This is a genomic window from Ralstonia insidiosa, assembly GCF_008801405.1.
Taxonomy (GTDB): domain Bacteria; phylum Pseudomonadota; class Gammaproteobacteria; order Burkholderiales; family Burkholderiaceae; genus Ralstonia; species Ralstonia insidiosa.
Map to the genome: position 1 here is coordinate 2,156,514 of NZ_VZPV01000001.1, position 18,678 is coordinate 2,175,191.

20 protein-coding genes are annotated in these 18,678 nt (G+C 65.1%); 14 read left to right on the top strand and 6 right to left on the bottom strand.

From position 1 onward, the window contains the following. Window positions 1-105: 105 nt before the first annotated feature. Window positions 106-990 (top strand): sterol desaturase family protein, encoded by an 885-nt coding sequence (locus tag F7R11_RS10260; RefSeq protein ID WP_064803243.1) that lies wholly within the window; start codon window positions 106-108, stop codon window positions 988-990. Between the two features lie 14 nt (window positions 991-1,004). Here F7R11_RS10260 and F7R11_RS10265 read toward each other — a convergent pair whose 3' ends face one another. From F7R11_RS10265 to ygfZ, 3 genes are all read right to left on the bottom strand, one after another. Continuing rightward, on the bottom strand, window positions 1,005-1,820 hold the full coding sequence (locus tag F7R11_RS10265) for an NRDE family protein (RefSeq protein WP_064803245.1): 816 nt from the start codon (window positions 1,818-1,820) through the stop codon (window positions 1,005-1,007). Window positions 1,821-1,938: 118 nt separating this feature from the next. Continuing rightward, the gene (locus tag F7R11_RS10270) at window positions 1,939-2,229 is read right to left on the bottom strand and encodes a DUF4936 family protein (RefSeq protein ID WP_021194511.1); all 291 of its coding nucleotides are present in this window, start codon (window positions 2,227-2,229) and stop codon (window positions 1,939-1,941) included. A 15-nt stretch (window positions 2,230-2,244) separates the two neighbouring features. Beyond that, the gene (gene ygfZ / locus F7R11_RS10275) at window positions 2,245-3,285 is read right to left on the bottom strand and encodes a CAF17-like 4Fe-4S cluster assembly/insertion protein YgfZ (RefSeq protein WP_064803248.1); all 1,041 of its coding nucleotides are present in this window, start codon (window positions 3,283-3,285) and stop codon (window positions 2,245-2,247) included. 133 nt (window positions 3,286-3,418) lie between these two features. Here ygfZ and mltG point away from each other — a divergent pair, with 133 nt between their 5' ends. From mltG to F7R11_RS10305, 6 genes are all read left to right on the top strand, one after another. Further along, on the top strand, window positions 3,419-4,417 hold the full coding sequence (gene mltG / locus F7R11_RS10280; RefSeq protein WP_064803250.1) for an endolytic transglycosylase MltG: 999 nt from the start codon (window positions 3,419-3,421) through the stop codon (window positions 4,415-4,417). Further along, the gene (gene tmk, locus F7R11_RS10285; RefSeq protein ID WP_021194508.1) at window positions 4,414-5,031 is read left to right on the top strand and encodes a dTMP kinase; all 618 of its coding nucleotides are present in this window, start codon (window positions 4,414-4,416) and stop codon (window positions 5,029-5,031) included. Before mltG ends, tmk begins: the two co-directional genes overlap by 4 nt. 81 nt (window positions 5,032-5,112) lie before the next feature. Further along, on the top strand, window positions 5,113-6,123 hold the full coding sequence (locus F7R11_RS10290; RefSeq protein ID WP_064803252.1) for a DNA polymerase III subunit delta': 1,011 nt from the start codon (window positions 5,113-5,115) through the stop codon (window positions 6,121-6,123). Window positions 6,124-6,210: 87 nt separating this feature from the next. After that, window positions 6,211-6,564, top strand: coding sequence for a PilZ domain-containing protein (locus F7R11_RS10295; protein WP_231973191.1), 354 nt, complete (start codon window positions 6,211-6,213; stop codon window positions 6,562-6,564). Between the two features lie 52 nt (window positions 6,565-6,616). Next, complete coding sequence (locus F7R11_RS10300) at window positions 6,617-7,420, top strand: TatD family hydrolase (RefSeq protein WP_064803257.1); 804 nt, start codon at window positions 6,617-6,619, stop codon at window positions 7,418-7,420. A gap of 25 nt (window positions 7,421-7,445) precedes the next feature. Further along, on the top strand, window positions 7,446-8,261 hold the full coding sequence (locus tag F7R11_RS10305) for an ankyrin repeat domain-containing protein (RefSeq protein WP_064803259.1): 816 nt from the start codon (window positions 7,446-7,448) through the stop codon (window positions 8,259-8,261). Between the two features lie 34 nt (window positions 8,262-8,295). On the opposite strand, the gene egtB is transcribed toward F7R11_RS10305, so the two are convergent. Continuing rightward, the gene (gene egtB, locus F7R11_RS10310) at window positions 8,296-9,603 is read right to left on the bottom strand and encodes an ergothioneine biosynthesis protein EgtB (protein ID WP_064803270.1); all 1,308 of its coding nucleotides are present in this window, start codon (window positions 9,601-9,603) and stop codon (window positions 8,296-8,298) included. Between the two features lie 270 nt (window positions 9,604-9,873). Between egtB and F7R11_RS10315 the strand changes: the two genes are divergently transcribed. From F7R11_RS10315 to F7R11_RS10340, 6 genes are read left to right on the top strand one after another with little or no spacing between them, the layout of a single operon-like run. Then, on the top strand, window positions 9,874-10,950 hold the full coding sequence (locus F7R11_RS10315; RefSeq protein ID WP_064803272.1) for a LacI family DNA-binding transcriptional regulator: 1,077 nt from the start codon (window positions 9,874-9,876) through the stop codon (window positions 10,948-10,950). Beyond that, window positions 10,947-11,990, top strand: a complete 1,044-nt coding sequence (locus F7R11_RS10320; protein WP_064803274.1) for an ABC transporter substrate-binding protein — start codon at window positions 10,947-10,949, stop codon at window positions 11,988-11,990. Before F7R11_RS10315 ends, F7R11_RS10320 begins: the two co-directional genes overlap by 4 nt. A 2-nt stretch (window positions 11,991-11,992) precedes the next feature. Next, entirely contained in the window at window positions 11,993-12,844 is an 852-nt protein-coding gene (locus tag F7R11_RS10325) for an ABC transporter permease (RefSeq protein ID WP_049285512.1), read from the top strand. Then, window positions 12,841-13,647, top strand: coding sequence for an ABC transporter permease (locus F7R11_RS10330; protein WP_064803277.1), 807 nt, complete (start codon window positions 12,841-12,843; stop codon window positions 13,645-13,647). Before F7R11_RS10325 ends, F7R11_RS10330 begins: the two co-directional genes overlap by 4 nt. Beyond that, window positions 13,644-14,717, top strand: coding sequence for an ABC transporter ATP-binding protein (locus F7R11_RS10335; protein WP_064803279.1), 1,074 nt, complete (start codon window positions 13,644-13,646; stop codon window positions 14,715-14,717). Before F7R11_RS10330 ends, F7R11_RS10335 begins: the two co-directional genes overlap by 4 nt. Beyond that, the gene (locus F7R11_RS10340) at window positions 14,717-15,565 is read left to right on the top strand and encodes a phosphodiesterase (protein WP_064803281.1); all 849 of its coding nucleotides are present in this window, start codon (window positions 14,717-14,719) and stop codon (window positions 15,563-15,565) included. Before F7R11_RS10335 ends, F7R11_RS10340 begins: the two co-directional genes overlap by 1 nt. Here the strand turns inward: F7R11_RS10340 and F7R11_RS10345 are convergent. Next, window positions 15,562-16,251 carry an FMN-dependent NADH-azoreductase gene (locus tag F7R11_RS10345; RefSeq protein WP_064803283.1) on the bottom strand — a complete coding sequence of 230 codons (690 nt, stop codon included), beginning with the start codon at window positions 16,249-16,251 and terminating at the stop codon, window positions 15,562-15,564. The genes F7R11_RS10340 and F7R11_RS10345 overlap by 4 nt on opposite strands. Window positions 16,252-16,392: 141 nt before the next feature. On the opposite strand from F7R11_RS10345, the gene F7R11_RS10350 reads away from it, so the two are divergent. Beyond that, complete coding sequence (locus F7R11_RS10350; protein WP_082932815.1) at window positions 16,393-17,301, top strand: LysR substrate-binding domain-containing protein; 909 nt, start codon at window positions 16,393-16,395, stop codon at window positions 17,299-17,301. On the opposite strand, the gene F7R11_RS10355 is transcribed toward F7R11_RS10350, so the two are convergent. Beyond that, window positions 17,272-18,597 (bottom strand): polyhydroxyalkanoate depolymerase, encoded by a 1,326-nt coding sequence (locus F7R11_RS10355; RefSeq protein WP_064803285.1) that lies wholly within the window; start codon window positions 18,595-18,597, stop codon window positions 17,272-17,274. The two genes, F7R11_RS10350 and F7R11_RS10355, sit on opposite strands and share 30 nt — an antisense overlap. Window positions 18,598-18,678: the final 81 nt, after the last annotated feature.

Consider the following 18,678-nt stretch of genomic DNA (forward strand, 5'->3'; position numbering starts at 1 on the left):
CGTCCATTGCATTGAACGGATGTCCATTATGCATTGGACGCATTGAATCGACACTCCTAGGCTTGTCTTCACAAAAATTCGCAACACAAGCGAGGAGACACCCCGATGAGTTCGCACCAGCAGTTGCTCCTGATCAGTGCCTGCATCCTGGGCTTTGGCGCCATGGAGTTCGTCACCCGGCGCTACCAGGCAAGTGTCAGCGGCAAGGCCACCGCCAACGATGCGTGGCTGGAAGTGCTGATGTTCGTCAGCCTGGTCGCCATCACTCAGCCGATCGCGCTGCTGGGCAGCAACGCGCTGTGCAACTGGCTCATGCCCGCGCAGCACAACGCCTGGGCCAACCTGCCGTGGTGGGCCATGACCGGCTTGCTGCTGATCGGCGATGACCTCACGCAATACCTGTGGCACCGCGCCTCGCATTCGCCGCTGCTGTGGCCGCTACACCGTGCGCACCACAGTTCGTCGTACATGAGCGTGCGCATCACGTACCGCAACAACTTCTTCTACTACCTGATGATGCCCGGCCTGTGGATTGGCGGAGTGGCGGTGTACCTGGGCTTTGGCAGCGTCTACGGGGTGTATCTGGTGGTGAAGGTGGCCGTTATCCTGGGTGCGCACTGCGCCTGGCCGTGGGACGCGCCGCTGTACCGCATTCGCGCGCTGCGCCCGCTGATGTGGGTGATCGAGCGCACCATTTCCACGCCCGCCACGCATTGGGCACATCACGCACTCACCAACGCCGACGGCATTGGCCATTACAAGGGCAATTTCGGCAACCTGCTGTTCTTCTGGGATGTGCTGTTCGGCACGGCGCATATCACGCGCAAATACCCTGCACAGATCGGCTTGCAGGATGACGCCTTGTACGGCGCAGAACGGTGGACTGCACAGATGTTCTATCCGCTGGTGCAATCCAAGCGTGAGCATTCGGCGCTGCGCCCGGGTGGCTATGGCTTTACGGAAGTCGAGCCGGCGCAAGAGCAGGCGTAGCCCCTGCGCCGCGCTTACGTATCGGCGTGCGTGACCGTATCAAGCGCGCCGAGGTAGCGCGTCTCGCCAATCTGCCCCTGTGCGTCGAAGCGGCGCTCGGTCACGTCGAAGCAGCCATCGTGGCGGATGCGCAGCACGGTCGTGGCACGCGTGCCATAGCGCGGTGAGCGGATGAAGGCGGCGGAGAGCAGCTTTTCCCACTCAGGTGCCACACCTGTTTCAGGCAGGGCACCTGTGGGGGCTTCTCGCGTCTCGGCCATCAGGTTGAGGTAGCGCGCCACGTCCAGCGCGTTGCCGTGCCGGCCTGTATCCGCGGCCAAGGCCTCGGCAAACGCAGCCATGCGGTGGCGCACCTTGAACCACGGCGTATCGAGCAGCGCATTCGACAGCCCGTACACGCCGGGTGCCAGCTTGCGTGGGGCCTCTGCGCGATTGCTAGTCCACCAGAGTTCGTCGCGCGTGGCGGTCAGCAGGTTGTAGCCGTTGTAGGCGCGGTCGCGGGCGGTCAAGCTGTCGAGGTACGTCGGGATCGACGCCTCTTCGGCCATCAGAAAATTGGAGACCAATTCACCACGCGAACGTGCATCCGGGCGGCGTTCGGATGGTGCACGGTAGTTGGTCAGCGCGGCAAACCGGCCGTCGCGCGTCATCCCCATCCACGTGCCTGCGTGGCCGACCACCTGGGCCAGATCACGCCCGGCCAGCACGTTGGGCGCATCGCTCCACCACGCCAGCGGCGCGGCGGGGCGGTCATAGAATTCGTCCCGGTTGGCGGCCACCACCAGCGCGTAGGCGGGGTGGGCGTGCCAGGCCGTGAGAATCAAACACATGAGCACTTCCTTTGAACATGCCAAGCGAGTGGTCAATGTGATGACCTGTGTCGCGAGGGCTTCGGCCAAGCATAGCAGCCAGCCGAATTTTTGCGATGACGATTACATGGATGCGGGGCTAACCGTTTTCCAGATCGACGAAAAGCTCGGCATGGCGTTCGCCTGCAACAAATTCGCGCGGGCCGCCGGTCTCCCACAGACCGGCCAGCGTGGCGGTAAAGGCCGGCGGGATGTCGTGGTAGCACTCCATCCACGTGGCCTGCCCGTCGCGTAGCTCGGGGCGACGCATCACCGTGCCGGCCACGCCGGTCGCTTCTTCCACCGTGTCGAGCCAGCGTTGCCAGCGTGGCAGGGCGGCGGCAGCCTCGCGTTCAGCGATGCGGAAGTAGACGAACAGGTGGTCGGCCATGGTGGGTGTCCGGTATCAGGCGTTTTCTGAAACGGGAATCGTGTACGGCAGGTTCTGCAGCGTCAGCACCGGGCCGTCAAACGTGGCGAGGTGAATGACGGTCTCCAGCGCATCCAGCTTCAGCTCGACGAGCAGGTCCGTGCCGCCGTCTGGTGCCATCGCCGCGTTCACGACCATGCCACACGGCTGGTTCGGATCAGCTGCGCTGTAGACCTCGGCGCCTGCGGAGGTGGGGGCGTTCACGTGGGCGCGCTGCATGCGCCGCTTGAGCGTGCCGCGATACTGACTTCGCGCGACGATTTCCTGGCCGGGGTAGCAGCCCTTTTTGAAATCGACACCGCCCAGCAACTCCAGGTTCACCATCTGCGGAACGAACTGCTCTTGCGTGGGCAGGGTGATTTGCGGCACACCGGCCTGCAAGCTCAACCAGTCCCACACCTCGGTGCCGACGAGCGAGAGGCGTGACGACAGCGTCTTCCATGCATGCTGGAAATGCTCGGCGTGCACCATCCATTGATAGCGCGGGCGGCCGTCGGCGTCGGGCAGGCGGATGACTGCACCAACCTGCTGGCCCACCGTGGCCGGCTGCTGTGCGACGGCGTAGATGGCGTCGAACTCCGGCAGCACGGCGCCGGCGGCCCGCAGGGCGTCAGCCGCATCCGGTCCGGCCACGCCGATGGCGATGAACTCGTCCATCGGACGCAGCTTGGCCTTGGCGCGCAGCACGAACATCGACAGGCGTTTGGTCAGCGCCGGGGCGACCAGCTTGTCGGCCTGCAGCACGATCGTATCGGCCTGGCGCCACATCAACAGCGTGGCCAGCAGGCGCCCCTTGGGCGAGCAGTAGCCGGCCAGGCGCGCCTGGTTAGGCCCCAGGCCCGTGACGGCGTTGGTCAGCTGGTTATGGAGGAATTCGGCCGCATCCGCGCCTTCAACGGCAATGCGCGCGAGATTGGTCGGCGGGCACAGAACGCTACCGCGTGCGGCAGCGTCAAACTGTACGTCGAGCGGCGGAAAGCTGAGCGTATCGACGAAATCCTGAAAAACGTCATTCATGGTGTGCAGGCTGCCAGAGTTTGACCCGGTATTATATGAGGCTGTCTGACGGGCAGTTTGTGCCCTCGCAACCCATTTCAAGAGTGCGGACAAGGCCATGGTCGGGTGTTTCCGCGCATAGATTCGCAACGCAATGTTCTCTTTTCTCAAACGCCTGGTTGTTCTGGCGATCCTGATCGCGCTTGCTGCGGCAGGCGGTGTGGTGTGGTGGGCCCAGCAGCCAGTGAGCCTTCCGGCCCCGTCGCTGGAAGTCGTGATCAAGCCGAATTCGAGCGTCATCTCGGTCGGCAAGCAGCTCGCCAGTGCGGGCGTGGGCGTGCAGCCGCAGTTGTTCTCGCTTGTGGCGCGCGCCACCGGCAACGCCAAGAGCCTGAAGGCGGGCGGTTACGAGCTGGAGGCGGGCGCCACGCCGCTGTCCATCCTCGACAAGATGGCACGCGGTGAGGTTACGCACTACGTCGTCACCGTCATTGAGGGCTGGTCGATGCGCCAGATGCGCGCGGCGGTGGATGCGGAGCCTGCGCTCAAGCACGACACGGCGGGCCTGTCCGATGCCGATCTGATGCGCAAGATTGGCGCGCCCGAAGCCAATCCGGAAGGCCTGTTCTTCCCCGATACCTATCTCTTTGCGCGCGGAAGCAGCGACGTGGAACTCTACCGCCACGCCTACCAGGCCATGCAGAAGCGCCTGGCCGACGCCTGGGCCAAGCGGCCGCTCGACCTGCCGTACAAGACCCCGTACGAGGCGCTGACCATGGCTTCCATCATCGAGAAAGAGACCGGCCAGAAGATCGACCGGCCGATGATCGCGGCGGTGTTCGTCAACCGCCTGCGCAAGAACATGCTGCTGCAGACCGACCCGACCGTCATCTACGGCATCGGTGCCGGCTTTGACGGCAATTTGCGCAAGCGCGACCTGCAGGCCGACACGCCGTACAACACCTACACGCGTGCCGGCCTGCCGCCCACGCCGATCTCGCTGCCGGGCATGGCCTCGTTGCAGGCGGCGCTGAATCCGGCAACATCCGATGCGCTGTACTTTGTGGCGCGCGGCGACGGCAGCAGCCAGTTTTCGACCAACCTGACGGACCACAACCGGGCCGTCAATAAATACGTGCGCGGCCAACCATGACTGGCAAGTTCATCACATTCGAAGGTATCGACGGGGCGGGCAAGAGCACGCACCTGGCGTGGTTCGCTCAGCAATTGCAGGCCAAGCTCGCACCGCAAGGCAAGAAGGTGGTCGTCACCCGTGAGCCGGGTGGCACACCGCTGGGCGAACGCCTGCGTGAAGTGCTGCTGCACGAGCGCATGCATCTGGAAACCGAAGCGCTGCTGATGTTCGCCAGCCGCCGTGAGCACATCGCCGAGGTGATTCAGCCCGCGCTCGACGCTGGTGACTGGGTCATCTCCGACCGTTTCACCGACGCTACCTTCGCTTACCAGGGCGGGGGCAGGGGCTTGGCCATCGACCGGCTCGAAGCCCTGGAGCAGTGGGTGCAGCAGGGCCTGCAGCCAACCAAGACCATCCTCTTCGACCTGGCCCCTGAAATTGCCGCCGCACGCCTGGCCGACGCCCGCACGCCCGACAAGTTCGAAGCCGAGTCCGCCCTGTTCTTCCTGCGCACGCGTGCAGAATACCTGCGCCGCGCCGCCGAAGAACCGCAGCGTTTTGTCGTGCTGGATGCCAACCGCGAGCGCGGTGAACTCCAGAAAGACTTAGAGCAATTGCTTGCAACGCTTTGATTTTGCGCGCAATTTCCGATACCGAAATAATGGTTTCACGGCGAGTTTTCGCATCAACAATCTAGCGTAACTTATTGATTTATGATGCTTTATCCTTGGCAGTCCGCTGACTGGGCGCGCCTGCAGGCCATGCGGGCCAAGCTGCCGCACGCCATCCTGCTGAACGGCCAGGCCGGCACCGGCAAGCGCGATTTCGCCATGCACTTTGCGCAAGGCCTGCTGTGCGACACGCCCGCGGCCGACGGTCAGCCATGCGGTACCTGCGCGGCCTGCAACTGGTTCGCACAGGGCAATCACCCGGACTTCCACCTCGTGCGCCCCGAGGCGATGGAAGACGCCCCCGAGACGGAGAAGGACGCCGAGGGCAAGAAGAAGGCGCCCAGCAAGATCATCCGCATGGAGCAGGTGCGCAACCTGATCGAAGGCATTGGCGTGGGCACGCACCGGGCTGGGCTGCGCGTGGTGGTGCTGTACCCGCTGGATGCGCTGCAGACCGAGGGTGCCAACGCGCTCCTCAAGACGCTGGAGGAGCCGCCGCAGGACACCGTCTTCCTGCTGGTGACGGACCGCATCGACCGCATCCTGCCGACCATCCTGTCGCGCTGCCGGCAGTTTCCGCTGCAGCCGCCGCAGCCTGAGGCCGCGCGCCAATGGCTGGAGCGGCAGGGTGTGCCGCACGCGCAGAGCCTGCTGGCTGAGTACGGCAACGCACCGCTGGCCGCGCTGGCGGCCGCCGAGTCCGAAGACCGACCGCTGCTGCAGTTTCTGCTCGAACAACTGGGCCAGGGCGCGAAACTCGATGCACTGGCGACCGCCGATCATTTACAGAAATTGTCGGTTCCAGCCGTTCTCAGTACCATGCACCGATGGGTCTTTGATCTGATGGCGGCGAGGTTGGCGGGGCGCCCACGGTATTTCCCAGGGCAGCGCGACGCGTTGCAACGTTGCGCGAGCGCCATCCCGCTGGACCGCCTGGAACGTTTCGCGCGCGCCTTGCCAGAGCGGCGCCGCACCGAGCAGCACCCGCTGGCTGCGCGCCTTGTCATCGAAAGCCTTTTGCTGGATTACCGGCAGCTCTTTCCAGCTGCCTGACACTGAACCCCTGGAACCTCTGTGAGCACTGCACCTCTTCGTACGCCTGGCACACCGGTCACCCCTGGCGCTCCTGCCGCTCCCGGCATGGCTGCTGGCACCCCGACGCGCCCGGGCATCGTCTCCCTGGCCATCAAGGATGAAGCCGGCCTGCACGCCGCCTACATGCCGTTCCTGAAGAACGGCGGCATCTTTGTGCCGACCCAGCGCCCTTACCGCATCGGTGAAGAAGTCTTCCTCGTGCTGTCGCTGCTGGACCGTCCGCAGAAGTACCAAGTTGCCGGCAAGGTGGCTTGGATCACGCCCGTCGGCACGCCCAACAAGACACCGGGGATCGGTGTGCACCTGGGTGAAGACGAGCCGTGCCGCGTGCTGCGCCGCGTGGTTGAAGAGTTGCTGGGCAAGCAGATCAACTCGCAGCGCCCCACGCAAACGCTCTGATACTTTTCTGATGCAGCACGCGAAGTTGGTGCCGTAACCTTCTGATTATTTGATGTTTGTCGATTCCCACTGCCATATCAATTTCCCGGATCTCCGGGCGCGCCTGCCGGAGTTGCTGACCCGTATGCGCGAAAACCGCGTCACGCACGCGCTGTGCATTTCCGTCACGCTGGAAGACTTCCCGAGCGTGCTGGAGATCGCCGAGCAGGAGCCAAACGTGTACGCCACCGTGGGTGTGCACCCGGATGCCGAAGCAGACATTGAAGAAGGCACACGCATCGAAGAACCGACGCTGGAGCGCCTGCTGGCGCTGGCCGATCACCCGCGTGTGGTCGGCATCGGCGAGACCGGGCTCGATTACTACCGCCTGGGCGACCGCACCGTGGCCGACATGGAGTGGCAGCGCGATCGCTTCCGCACGCATATCCGTGCCTCCAAGCAGACCGGCAAGCCGCTGGTGATCCATACGCGCTCATCGGCGGACGACACGCTGGCCATCATGCGCGAAGAGGGCGCCGAGGCTGCGCGCGGCGTCATGCACTGCTTTACCGAAAGCTGGGACGTGGCCAAGGCCGCGCTGGACCTGGGGTTCTATATCTCGTTTTCGGGCATCGTCACGTTCAAGAACGCGGTGGACCTGCAGGAGACTGCCAAGAAGGTGCCGCTGGACCGCATGCTGATCGAGACCGATTCGCCGTACCTGGCGCCGGTGCCGTTCCGCGGCAAGACCAATGAGCCGGCTTACGTGCGGCACGTGGGCGAATTCCTCGCCACGCTGCGTGGCGAGCCGCTGGAGCGCATCGCCAGTGCGACCACCGAGAATTTCTTCCATCTATTCAACAAAATACCGCGATAAGTTGCGGTATCACTTGAAGCAAACCATGCGAAAAATCACACTGGCGGCCAGCTTGGCGATGGCGCTGTCGAGCGCCGCATTCGCCGCGCCGCAGGACGACCTGCGCGCTGCGGTGGAATACAACCGGCCGGTGCTGGTGCAGAAGTACGTTGCGCAGGGCGTGGACCCGAACCTGAACACGCGGGAAGGCAATCCGCTGCTGGTGGATGCGCTCAAGGACAAGAACATCGAGGTGGCCGAGGCGCTGATCCGCGCCAAGAACATCGACTTCGAGCGCACCAATGCCGCCGGCGAGAACGCCCTGATGATGGCGGCCTACCAGGGCCTGCTGCCGATGGTGAAGCTGATGGTGGAAACGTATGACGTGGAGGTCAACAAGACCGGCTGGACCGCGCTGCACTACGCCGCCACCAACGGGCATGATGACGTCGTCAAATACCTGCTCGACCACGCCGCCTACATCGATGCGGAAAGCCCCAACGCCACGACACCGCTGATGATGGCGGCCATGAGCGGCCACATCACCACGGTCAAGCTGCTGCTGGACGAGGGCGCGGACATGAACCTGCGCAACCAGCAGAAGATGGACGTGATCGACTTTGCCAAGCGATATCACCAGGACGAGATTGCGGCCGGGCTGGAGTCACGCCGACGCAAGCTGGCAGAGCAGGCGGGCAAGCCCGCGCCTGCGCTGGCACCCGCAGCGGCAGCGCAGCCTGCAAAGCCTGTGGTGCCCGACGCACCAACGCCGATGCCGGCTGCCAAACCGGCCGAGGCGGCACCGCGTAGCCAAGACGCGATCGGCACCCCCACCAACATGCTGTTCGACAGCAACCGCTAGGCACCGGCTGCATTGCGGCGGGGCACGATGCGCATCACGCCCACCGCGCCAGCCGCACCCCGGTGAACTGCCAGCGCTGGTGCGGATAGAAGAAGTTGCGATACGTCGCCCGCAGATGCCCCTCGGGCGACACGCATGACCCGCCGCGCAGCACCATCTGGCTGCACATGAACTTGGCGTTGTATTCGCCCACGGCGCCCTCGGCCGGCTGAAAGCCTGGGTAGGGGCCGTACGGGCTGGCGGTCCATTCCCACACGTCCCCGAACAGTTGACGCAAGCCACCGGCCTGCGCGATGCCGTGGTCAGGCAATGGCCTGAGCGCACCACGCTCGACAAAGTTGCCTTGCACTGGCGTGCCCTCGGCGGCGTGCTCCCATTCAGCCTCCGTGGGCAGGCGGGCGCCGGCCCAGCGGGCATAGGCATCGGCCTCATAAAAGCTGAGGTGCGTGACGGGCGCGTCCAGATCTACCGGCTGCAGACCGTGCAGCGACATCTGCTGCCAACCCGCCGCGCCATCTACGTCAGAGCGCCAGTAGAGCGGGGCGTCGATGCCATCGCGCTGCACCCAGGCCCAGCCATCGGATAGCCACAGCGTGGGCTGGCGATAGCCGCCGTCCTCCATGAAGGTGATCCACTCACGGTTGGTGACGGGGTGCGTCGCCAGTGCGTAGGGCTCCAGCCAGACGGTGTGGCGCGGGCCCTCGCAGTCGAACATGAAATCGGCGCTGGAATCGGTCTTGCCGATCTGCGCGGCGCCGCCCTGGAACTCGACCCAGCCTGGCTGTGCTCCGGTTGCGCGTACTGGCGCGGGGCGCGTCTGCGCGTAGGCCGGACACAGAGGATTCTGCGCGAACAGGTGCAGCAGATCGGTCAACAGCAGTTCTTGGTGCTGCTGCTCGTGATGCAGCCCGAGCGTAATCAGCCGGGCAAGCTCCGCTGATACACCTTCGGCCAGCAACCGCTGCATGGCCGCATCCACATGCGCGCGATAGGTGCGCACCGCATCGAGTGTGGGGCGCGTGAGCATGCCCCGGCGTGGGCGTGGGTGCCGTGCGCCGACGGTCTCGTAATACGAGTTGAACAGGTAGCGGTAGCGCGCATCCGGCGAGCGGTAACCCGGGACGTTGGGGCCAAGGACGAACTCCTCGAAGAACCACGTGGTATGGGCCAGGTGCCATTTGGCGGGGCTGGCGTCGTCCATCGACTGGACGGTGGCATCGGCGTCCGACAGCGGCGCAGCCAGGGCCAGGGACTGTGTCCGCACGGCGCTGTAGTGCTGCAAGAGGTCGGGCAGGGCCGGCAGGGTATTGGCGGGCACATCGAAGGCGGGCGATACACGCATGGCGTCTTCAGTCTCCAGGCTGGCGTCAAGAGCGGGCGGTCAGAACGGCAGAGCAGCAAGCGAGCCATGCTGCAGAGCGCACGCTGGCGCGCCACGTTCACCCGCGCACGTCTTGGTTTCATAGAAGCATATGCGAGCTTTGTAACTTTGCTATGTGCAACAGTCGGCATGCTGCGTTGCACGAATGGTCGCAGTGCAGCATCGCTTGTCATGAAACAGTCACTCCGGTCGCCTACGATGTAAACGTTTACAAATTCAAACGAGGGCGCCGTGGCAAGCAGCATCAAGGACGTGGCAACGCGGGCGGGCATCTCCATCGCCACTGTGTCGCGTGCCGTCAATACGCCGGAGCGTGTGAGCGCTGAGACGCTCGCCCGCGTGCAGGCCGCCATGGATGCGCTGCAGTACCGCCCCAATGCATTGGGCCGCCAACTGCGCGCGATGCATACGGGGCTGCTGGGCGTGGTGCTGCCCTCGCTGGCCAACCCGGTGTTTGCTGAGTGCATGCAGGGCATTGAAGACGCGGCGTCCATCACGGGCCAGCGCGTCATGCTCATGACCACCGCTTACGACCTCGAGCGTGAAGCCCGTGCCATCGAGACCCTGCTGGAGCAGCGCGTCGACGGCCTGGTCCTGACGGTGGCCGATGCCGCCGCCAACCCCCATCTCGATCGGCTGGACGCCGAGCACGTGCCGTACGTGCTGGTCTACAACGACACCGTCGGCCAGCCGCGCATTCCCGCACGCTGCTGCGTCACCGTCGACAACCGGGCCGCCGCGCGCGATGCCATCCGTGCGCTGCTGGCGCAGGGCCACAAGCAGATCCGCATGCTGACCGGCACGCTGTCGGCATCGGACCGTGCCGCGCTACGCCACGACGGCTACCGCGAGGCATTGGAAGCCGCCGGCATTGCCCCGCAGCCGCCGGTGGAAATCGACTTCAACGCCGATGCCATGCTGCCCACCGAACTGGCCCGTCTGCTGGCGCCACCGCGCCCGACCGCCATTTTCTGCAGCAACGACCGCCTGGCATTGCTCACGATCCGCTCGCTGCGCGAGATGGGCCTGCGCGTGCCGGAAGACGTAAGCGTGATCGGCTTTGACGGCCTGGCGATGGGGCAGTGGCTCATGCCCACGCTTGCCACGGTGGCGCAACCGCATCGCCAGATTGGCGCGGATGCCGCCCAGGCGCTGGCCCGCCGCATCGCAGGCGAGGTCGTGCCATCGATCACGCTGCCGCATCGCCTGCTGCATGGCGGCACGCTGGCCAGAGCGCCGGCCGTGCCCGCATCGCTTTCCGTTGTGCCTTCTTCCCTCACGTCTGATACGCAAGGAGCGTCTCGATGAAACGTCTCGTTCAATGGCTGCGCGCGTGCGGCCTTGCTGGTGCCACTATCGCTGCCGGCGCATTTGCGCTGGCAGCGCCGGTCCAGGCCCAGCCAGCCGGCCAGCAGGTCGCCATCTGCTACAACTGCCCGCCGGAATGGGCAGACTGGGCCAGCCAGATCAAGGCCATCAAGGACAAGACCGGCATCACCGTGCCGTTCGACAACAAGAACTCCGGCCAGGCCATCGCACAGATGCTGGCCGAGAAGTCGCACCCGGTGGCGGACGTCGCCTATCTGGGTATCACGTCCGCGTATCAGGCCAAGGAGAAGGGGCTGGTCGCCAACTACAAGCCCAAGCACTGGGAAGACATTCCGGCCGGCATGAAGGACCCGGATGGCGCCTTCTTCTCGATCCACTCGGGCACGCTGGGCTTCTTCGTCAACAAGGACGCGCTGGAAGGCAAGCCCGTACCGCGTTCGTGGAAAGACCTGCTCAAGCCTGAGTACAAGGGCATGGTCGGCTACCTGGACCCGAGCAGCGCATTCGTTGGTTATGTGGGCGCCGTGGCAGTCAACCAGGCACTGGGCGGCACGCTGGACAACTTCACCCCCGGCATCGAGTGGTTCAAGCAACTAAAGAAGAACGCGCCGATCGTGCCGAAGCAAACGGCCTACGCCCGCGTCGTGGCCGGTGAGATCCCCATCCTGCTCGACTACGACTTCAACGCCTACCGCGCCAAGTACAAGGATCACGCCAATGTGGAGTTCGTGATTCCGCAGGAGGGCTCGATTGCCGTGCCGTACGTGATGAGCCTGACCGCCAACGCGCCGCATGCCGACAACGCCAAGAAGGTGCTGGATTTCGTGCTGTCGGATGAAGGCCAGGCACTGTGGGCCAACGCCTACCTGCGCCCGGTGCGCGCCAACGCCATGAGCAAGGAGGCCGCATCGCGCTTCCTGCCGGCCAGCGAGTACGCCCGTGTGAAGACGGTCGACTTCAACAAGATGGCAGCCGGCCAGCAGGCCTTCGGCACGCGCTATCTGGACGAGGTCCGCTGAGCATGAGCACCGTCACCCGAACCACCTTGCCTGAGGACGCGGTACTGCCCGCGCGGTGGCGGGTGGCGTTGCTGGCGCCAGCCGTTGCGCTGTTCTGCGCGTTCTGGCTGCTGCCGATGGCTGCGCTGCTGCGTGTGAGCGGCAGCGAAGGGCTGATCGCCACTTATACGGCGGCGCTGACCACGCCGCGCTACCTGAGCAGCCTGGTGTCGACCGTGGTGTTGTCAGCGGCAGTCACGCTGGCAACGCTGGTTCTGTCGACCATCGCAGGGCTGTTCCTGGTACGCCATAACGTGCCGGGCAAACGGCTCATCACGGCCATGCTGACGTTTCCGCTGGCGTTTCCGGGTGTGGTGGTTGGCTTCATGGTGATCCTGCTGGCCGGGCGCCAGGGCCTGCTGGGCGACCTGACACGCCAGTTGACCGGTGAGAAATGGGTCTTCGCCTATTCCATCGGCGGGTTGTTTCTCGGTTACCTGTATTTCTCGATCCCACGCGTGGTGCTGACGGTGATGGCGGCAGCGGAAAAGCTCGACCGCTCGCTGGAAGAGGCGGCACGCTCGCTGGGCGCATCGTCGTGGCAGGTGACACGTGATGTGCTGGTGCCGGGGCTGGCACCTGCGCTCATCGCCTCCGGGGCGATCTGCTTTGCCACGTCGATGGGCGCGTTTGGCACAGCATTCACACTCGCCACCGAAATCGACGTGTTGCCGATGACGATCTATACCGAGTTCACGCTCAATGCGGGGATTGCGATGGCCGCTGCGCTGTCGGTCGTGCTGGGTGTTGTGACCTGGCTGGTGCTGGCGATTGCGCGCACGGCCAGTGGTGGGCAGACGGGAGCGGCAGCATGAAACGCATGCTTTCCCTCTCGCAGTGGTTCATCACGCTGCTGCTTTGCCTGTTCCTGATTGTGCCCGTAGTGCTGTCGATGGCCGTGGGCCTGACACGCAACTACATCCGCGGCTTCAAGAGCGGTTGGACGCTCGATTGGGTCGCCCAGGTGTGGGACATGTACCAGGCGTCGATCTGGATGTCGCTGCTCGTGGCGCTGTGCACGCTGGTGATCGTGCTGGCAGCGGGCGTGCCGGCCGGCTATGTGCTGGCGCGCCGCCAGAGCCGAACGAGCCGCCTGATCGAAGAATTCCTGACGCTGCCTGTGGCGCTGCCGGGGCTGGCCACGGCGCTGGGGCTGATTGTTGCGTATGGCGGTTTCGGCGGCTTTCGCGAGAGCCTGTGGTTCATCGTGGTCGGGCACGTGGTGTTCACGCTGCCGTTCATGGTGCGCTCGGTGGCGGCCGTGGCTGCGGGGCAGAACCTGAAGACGCTGGAGGAGGGCGCGGCCAGCCTGGGTGCGACGTTTGCTCAGCGCTTTCGCACCATCGTGCTGCCGAACGTGCAGCCCGGCATCCTGGCCGGCGCGCTGACGGTGGTGACGCTGTCGGTGGGTGAATTCAACCTGACCTGGATGCTGCACACGCCGCAAACCAAGACCCTGCCAGTTGGTCTGGCCGACACCTATGCGTCGATGCGCCTGGAAATCGCCAGCGCCTACACGCTGATCTTCTTCGTCATGATCGTGCCGCTGCTGGTGCTGATGCAGCGCTTTGGCGGCCTGCGCACGAGCGACACCCGCAACGGAAAGACTTCCCGATGAGCAACGATTCTCTCAATCTCGCGCCCGTGCCGATCCAGTTGCGCGGCTGCGGCAAACACTTCGGCGGCCAGCGTGTGCTGGACCAGCTCGACCTCGACATCGGCGCAGGCGAGACCGTCGTGCTGCTCGGCCCCTCGGGCTGCGGCAAGACCACCACGCTGCGCATCGTCGCCGGGCTGGAGGCGCCAGATGCCGGCGGCACCGTGCGCTTTGGCGACGAGGATGTCACCGCACGCCCGATTGAGCGCCGCCGTGTCGGCATGGTGTTCCAGAACTACGCGCTGTTTCCCAACCTGAGCGTGCGCGGCAATGTGGAATACGGCTTGCGCATCCAGCGTCGCCAGAATGGCTTGTCCGACACGCAGATCAGCACCCGTGCGGACACGCTGCTGGAGATGATGCATCTCACGCCGTATGCCGATCGCGCTGTCGATCAGCTCTCCGGCGGCCAGCGCCAGCGCGTGGCCCTGGCGCGTGCCCTGGCACCCGAACCGCGCGTGCTGCTGCTCGATGAACCGCTCACGGCGCTCGACGCCAAGCTGCGCGAATCCGTACGCGCCGAAATGGACCGCCTGCTGCGCAGCCTCGGTATCACCACCATCTACGTCACGCACGATCAGGAAGAGGCGATGGCACTGGCCGATCGCATCGTCGTGATGGAAGCCGGGCGCATCGCCCAGATCGGCACGCCGCGTGAGATCTACTTCCAGCCCGCCAACCGGCATGTGGCGGATTTCATCGGCATCATGAACCGGCTCGACGGCCTGCGGCGCGACGGTGCGTTTGTCTGCGCGGGTGGGCGTGTGCCCGTGTTGGCGGGCGAGGGCAAGGATGGAAACACTACCGTGTTCTTCCGTCCGGAAGACGCCGTGCTGGCCGATCCGGCGCATGCCGCGCTCAAGGGCACGGTGGAATCGGCGGTGTTTCTCGGGTTCCGCACCCGTGTGCGCGTGGCAGGGGTGTCGGCCATGCCGTTGTTCATTGACGTGCCCGGCCGCCAGCATTTTGCGCCGGGCCATGCGGTCGGCTTTGATGTTCCGGCAGACCGACTCCTCACCTTGCAAGCGTGATGCACTTCCTGCAACTGACTGACCTGCATATCAAGCGCCCGGGGCGACTGGCCTACCGACGTGTGGATTCCGCTGCCTATCTGGCACGTACCGTGGCACACATCCTCGCGCAGCCGGAGCGGCCCGAGGCCATCGTGCTGACCGGCGATCTGGTAGATGCCGGCTCCCCCGAGGAATACGCGCACCTGCGCGCCGTGCTGGCACCGCTGAATGCAGCAGGCATCCGCATGCTGCCGGTGCTCGGCAACCATGACGCCCGAGACGCCGCACGTGAAGCCTTTGCCGACTGGCTCACGCCCATTCCGGCGGCTGCACAAGACCCGCATGCCTTCCAGTACTGGACCGATATTGGTGACGTGCGCCTGATCGTGCTCGACACGCTGGACACCGGCCATCCGGGCGGCCGCCTGGGCCTGCAGCGGCTCGACTGGCTGACTGAAGCGCTGGCGCAGGAAACGCAGCGCCCGACCGTCATTGCCATGCACCATCCGCCGTTTGCCACGGGCATCCATCACATGGATGTGCAATCGCTGGCCGAAGATGACATCCCGCCGTTCGCACAGATCGTGCGTGCCGCCGGCAATGTTGAGCGCATCATCTGCGGCCATCTGCATCGCTCCATCGACGTGCGCTTTGCGGGCACGGTGGCATCGACCTGCCCATCCCCCGCGCACCAGGTGGCGTTGGATCTGGACCCGGCAGGCGAACCCGGCTTTGTGATGGAGCCGCCTGCCTACAAGGTGCACGCCTGGGTGCCGGGCCAGGGGCTGGTGAGTCATCTCGCCTACGTGGGCGAATTTGATGGCCCGCACCCGTTCTTCGAGCCGGATGGTCGGTTGATCGACTAAGCCACCTCGGCGGCGACGCCCGTCGCCATACTCGCGGCCAGCGCATCGACATCGGCTTCTGCGGACGCAATCGACGCACGCAGCCGATCATCCGCAAACTCGTCGTACTCAATCGCAACCGATGCCACATCGGTGATGCCGATGTAGCCGAAAGCGGTGGCCACGCCGCCTTCCACGTGGTTCATGTGGGCGATGCGCTGGCCAGGGCCATAGCCGAAATCACAGCGTGAACTGAGGATGACGAGGCGCTTGTTCATGCCGGCAAGCAGCGGCCAATAAGGCGCACCAGCGCGGCTGCGGTCGAAGCCGAAGGTGCGGCCCACGCGCACGATGTTGTCGATGTACGCCTTGAACTGCGCCGGCATGCCGAAGTTGTACATGGGCACGCCGGCCACGATCACATCCGCAGCGAGCAACTCGTCGATCAGTGCGTCGCTTTGCGCAAGCCGGTCGTGCATCCACGGTTCGCGTTGTGCGGGTGGCGTGAATGCAGCATGGACCCAGCGACCGTCGACGGGCGAGGGCGGTTCGGCACCGATGTCCCGGTAGATGACGTGCGCATTGGGATCACGTTCGCGCCAGCGCGCCACGAAACGTGCCGAGAGCCGGCGGGTGTGTGAACCGTGGCGAGCCGTGTCGGAACTGCCCGGCCGGGCGCTGGAATCGAGGTGCAGAAGACGGGTCATGTCGAATCCGTTGTGAGTGGAGGTGTGCCCACTCTATGAACCGCGCTGCACTGCGACAAACGACATGTTTTGCGCACGATGGATGACATGGATTCATCCATGCCGACGATGCGGGTAACGTGCCCGTGACACAATCCGCGCATGCGAAAACTCCCACCCCTGAGCGCGCTGCGGGCCTTTGAGGCCACCGCGCGCCATCTCAGCATGAAGCGCGCTGCCGACGAACTGTCGGTCACGCCCACGGCCATCAGCCACCAGATCCGCCGGCTGGAAGAGACGCTGGGTGTGACGCTGTTCGAGCGGCAGGTGCGCGCGCTGCGGTTGTCGGAGGCCGGCGAGCGGTTGTATCCGGTGCTCAACACGGGCTTTGATGCGTTTGCGCAGGCCGTCGATGCCATCCGGCCGCCGGAGGCTCAGCCGGCACGCCAGCGCGTCACACTCACCGCGCCAATGGGGCTGGCCGCACGCTGGCTTGTGCCCAAGCTTGGGGAGTTCGCCACGCAGCATCCGACGGTGGATCTGCGCATCCATGCGTCTGACACGGTGGTCGACCTGCATGGCGGCAGTGCGGATCTGGCCGTGCGCTATGGAGAATTGCCTGACGCCAATGCCGGCCTCGTCGCCGAACACCTCTTTGACGATGCCTATGCACCGGTCTGCCACCCGGGGCTGAACATACGATCGCACGACGATCTGGCGCGTGTGCCGCTCATCCACTCGGAATGGCAGCGCACGTTGCCGCAACCCATCGGCTGGCCTCTGTGGGCCCGTGCGGCTGGCATCGAGCACGTGCTCAAGATCGAGTCGGGCATTGTGCTGTCCGACGACGGGCACGCCATGTCTGCGGCCATGGCGGGGCAGGGCGTGATCCTGGCGAACCTGCCGTTGGTGCGCGACGCGCTGGCGGCGGGCGCGCTCGTGCAACCGTTCGACGGGCCGGTTATCCGCCGCTACGCGTTTTGGGCCGTGATGCCAGCAACACGCCTGGAGGAAGGCGCCGTGCGGGCCGTGTGGGATTGGCTACGTCTGGCCGGGAGCCGCGGCCTTTGAAGATTCGATCCAGCTGCGCAGGCTGACGACCTGGCCACCGGCCTGCGACGCCGCGGCTGCGCTGCGCTCACGCGGCTCGTGGTCGTGGATGGTGGCGCGCACCATCGGATAGATCTGCGTTTCCCATTTGCGGCCGTTGAATACACCGTAGTGCCCCACGCCGGTCTGCACGTGGTGCCGCTTCATGTAAGGGCGAAGACTGCTGCACAAGTCCTGCGCGGCCACCGTCTGGCCGACCGCGCAGATGTCGTCCTTCTCGCCCTCGATGGTCAACAAGGCGGTGTGGCGGATGGCACGCGGCTCGACCCGTCGGCCACCTACGTGCAACTGCCCGAGCGGCAGCGCGTACTGCTGAAACACCGTGCTCACGGTTTCCAGGTAGAACTCGGCCGTCAGGTCAGTGGTAGCGAAGTACTCCTCGTAGAACGTGCGGATCGCCTCGGCCTTGGTTGGGTCGCCCTTTGCGCGCTCGTGGTGCAGGTCAGAGAACGATGCCGCGTGCCGATCCAGGTTCATCGACATGAAGGCGCACAACTGCATGAAGCCTGGGTACACGCGCCGTTGCGCGCCCACAAAGCCTGCCGGCACCACGCTGATCAGGTTGCGCTCGAACCACTCGATTGGCCGGCTGTTGGCCAGTGCGTTGACCTTGGTCGGATTGACGCGGCAGTCGATCGGCCCAGCCATCAGCGTCATGCTGGCGGGCTGGGCGGGGTCACCGTCTTCAGCCATCAGTGCCACGGCGGCCAGCGCGGCCACGGTGGGTTGGCAGATGGCCACGAGGTGAGCATCGGGCCCGAGTTGCTGCAGGAACCCGATGACGTGGCCAACGTAGTCGCCAAAACCAAAACTGCCAGCGGACAGCGGAATGTCGCGCGGGTTGTGCCAATCGGTGATGTACACATCGTGGTCGGCCAGCATGGTCCGCACGGTGCCGCGCAGCAGCGTAGCGAAGTGTCCGGACATTGGCGCGACGATCAGCACCCGTGGCTGTTGCGGACCGCCCGCCTTGCGGAAATGCAGCAACGCTCCAAAGGGGGTATTGCAGACGATCTCTTCCGTCACGGCGACAGGCTCGCCGCCCGAGCGCACGGTGTCGATGCCAAAGGGCGGCCTGTGGTGCGATAGGCCGGCCATCTGTACGAGTTCACAGCAGGCATCGATGTAGCGGCCGTGCGGGCTCTCGGCCAATGTGGGGTTCGCGGCGATCGTTGCCCGTGCAATGGCTGCAGCATCCCGCCACGGCCGCATCAGCTCCGTGATCGCCTGGTAGGCGGGATAGGCAAGGATGTTCATGGCGTCGTTGGCGCAAGCCTGCAGCGTGGGCGTACCGGTCAGACATGGAGCAAGGCAAGTCATATGCCAGACCGGTTTGCA

Excerpts from the sequence above, each read along its gene's own strand:
- F7R11_RS10265 (WP_064803245.1), bottom strand. The coding sequence starts at position 1,820 with ATGTGTTTGATTCTCACGGCCTGGCACGCCCACCCCGCCTACGCGCTG.
- F7R11_RS10290 (WP_064803252.1), top strand. The coding sequence starts at position 5,113 with ATGATGCTTTATCCTTGGCAGTCCGCTGACTGGGCGCGCCTGCAGGCC.
- F7R11_RS10320 (WP_064803274.1), top strand. The coding sequence starts at position 10,947 with ATGAAACGTCTCGTTCAATGGCTGCGCGCGTGCGGCCTTGCTGGTGCC.
- egtB (WP_064803270.1), bottom strand. The coding sequence starts at position 9,603 with ATGCGTGTATCGCCCGCCTTCGATGTGCCCGCCAATACCCTGCCGGCC.
- F7R11_RS10270 (WP_021194511.1), bottom strand. The coding sequence starts at position 2,229 with ATGGCCGACCACCTGTTCGTCTACTTCCGCATCGCTGAACGCGAGGCT.
- F7R11_RS10350 (WP_082932815.1), top strand. The coding sequence starts at position 16,393 with ATGCGAAAACTCCCACCCCTGAGCGCGCTGCGGGCCTTTGAGGCCACC.
- F7R11_RS10340 (WP_064803281.1), top strand. The coding sequence starts at position 14,717 with ATGCACTTCCTGCAACTGACTGACCTGCATATCAAGCGCCCGGGGCGA.
- ygfZ (WP_064803248.1), bottom strand. The coding sequence starts at position 3,285 with ATGAATGACGTTTTTCAGGATTTCGTCGATACGCTCAGCTTTCCGCCG.
- F7R11_RS10260 (WP_064803243.1), top strand. The coding sequence starts at position 106 with ATGAGTTCGCACCAGCAGTTGCTCCTGATCAGTGCCTGCATCCTGGGC.
- F7R11_RS10330 (WP_064803277.1), top strand. The coding sequence starts at position 12,841 with ATGAAACGCATGCTTTCCCTCTCGCAGTGGTTCATCACGCTGCTGCTT.
- F7R11_RS10355 (WP_064803285.1), bottom strand. The coding sequence starts at position 18,597 with ATGAACATCCTTGCCTATCCCGCCTACCAGGCGATCACGGAGCTGATG.
- F7R11_RS10305 (WP_064803259.1), top strand. The coding sequence starts at position 7,446 with ATGCGAAAAATCACACTGGCGGCCAGCTTGGCGATGGCGCTGTCGAGC.
- F7R11_RS10345 (WP_064803283.1), bottom strand. The coding sequence starts at position 16,251 with ATGACCCGTCTTCTGCACCTCGATTCCAGCGCCCGGCCGGGCAGTTCC.
- F7R11_RS10295 (WP_231973191.1), top strand. The coding sequence starts at position 6,211 with ATGGCTGCTGGCACCCCGACGCGCCCGGGCATCGTCTCCCTGGCCATC.
- F7R11_RS10300 (WP_064803257.1), top strand. The coding sequence starts at position 6,617 with ATGTTTGTCGATTCCCACTGCCATATCAATTTCCCGGATCTCCGGGCG.
- F7R11_RS10335 (WP_064803279.1), top strand. The coding sequence starts at position 13,644 with ATGAGCAACGATTCTCTCAATCTCGCGCCCGTGCCGATCCAGTTGCGC.
- F7R11_RS10325 (WP_049285512.1), top strand. The coding sequence starts at position 11,993 with ATGAGCACCGTCACCCGAACCACCTTGCCTGAGGACGCGGTACTGCCC.
- tmk (WP_021194508.1), top strand. The coding sequence starts at position 4,414 with ATGACTGGCAAGTTCATCACATTCGAAGGTATCGACGGGGCGGGCAAG.
- mltG (WP_064803250.1), top strand. The coding sequence starts at position 3,419 with ATGTTCTCTTTTCTCAAACGCCTGGTTGTTCTGGCGATCCTGATCGCG.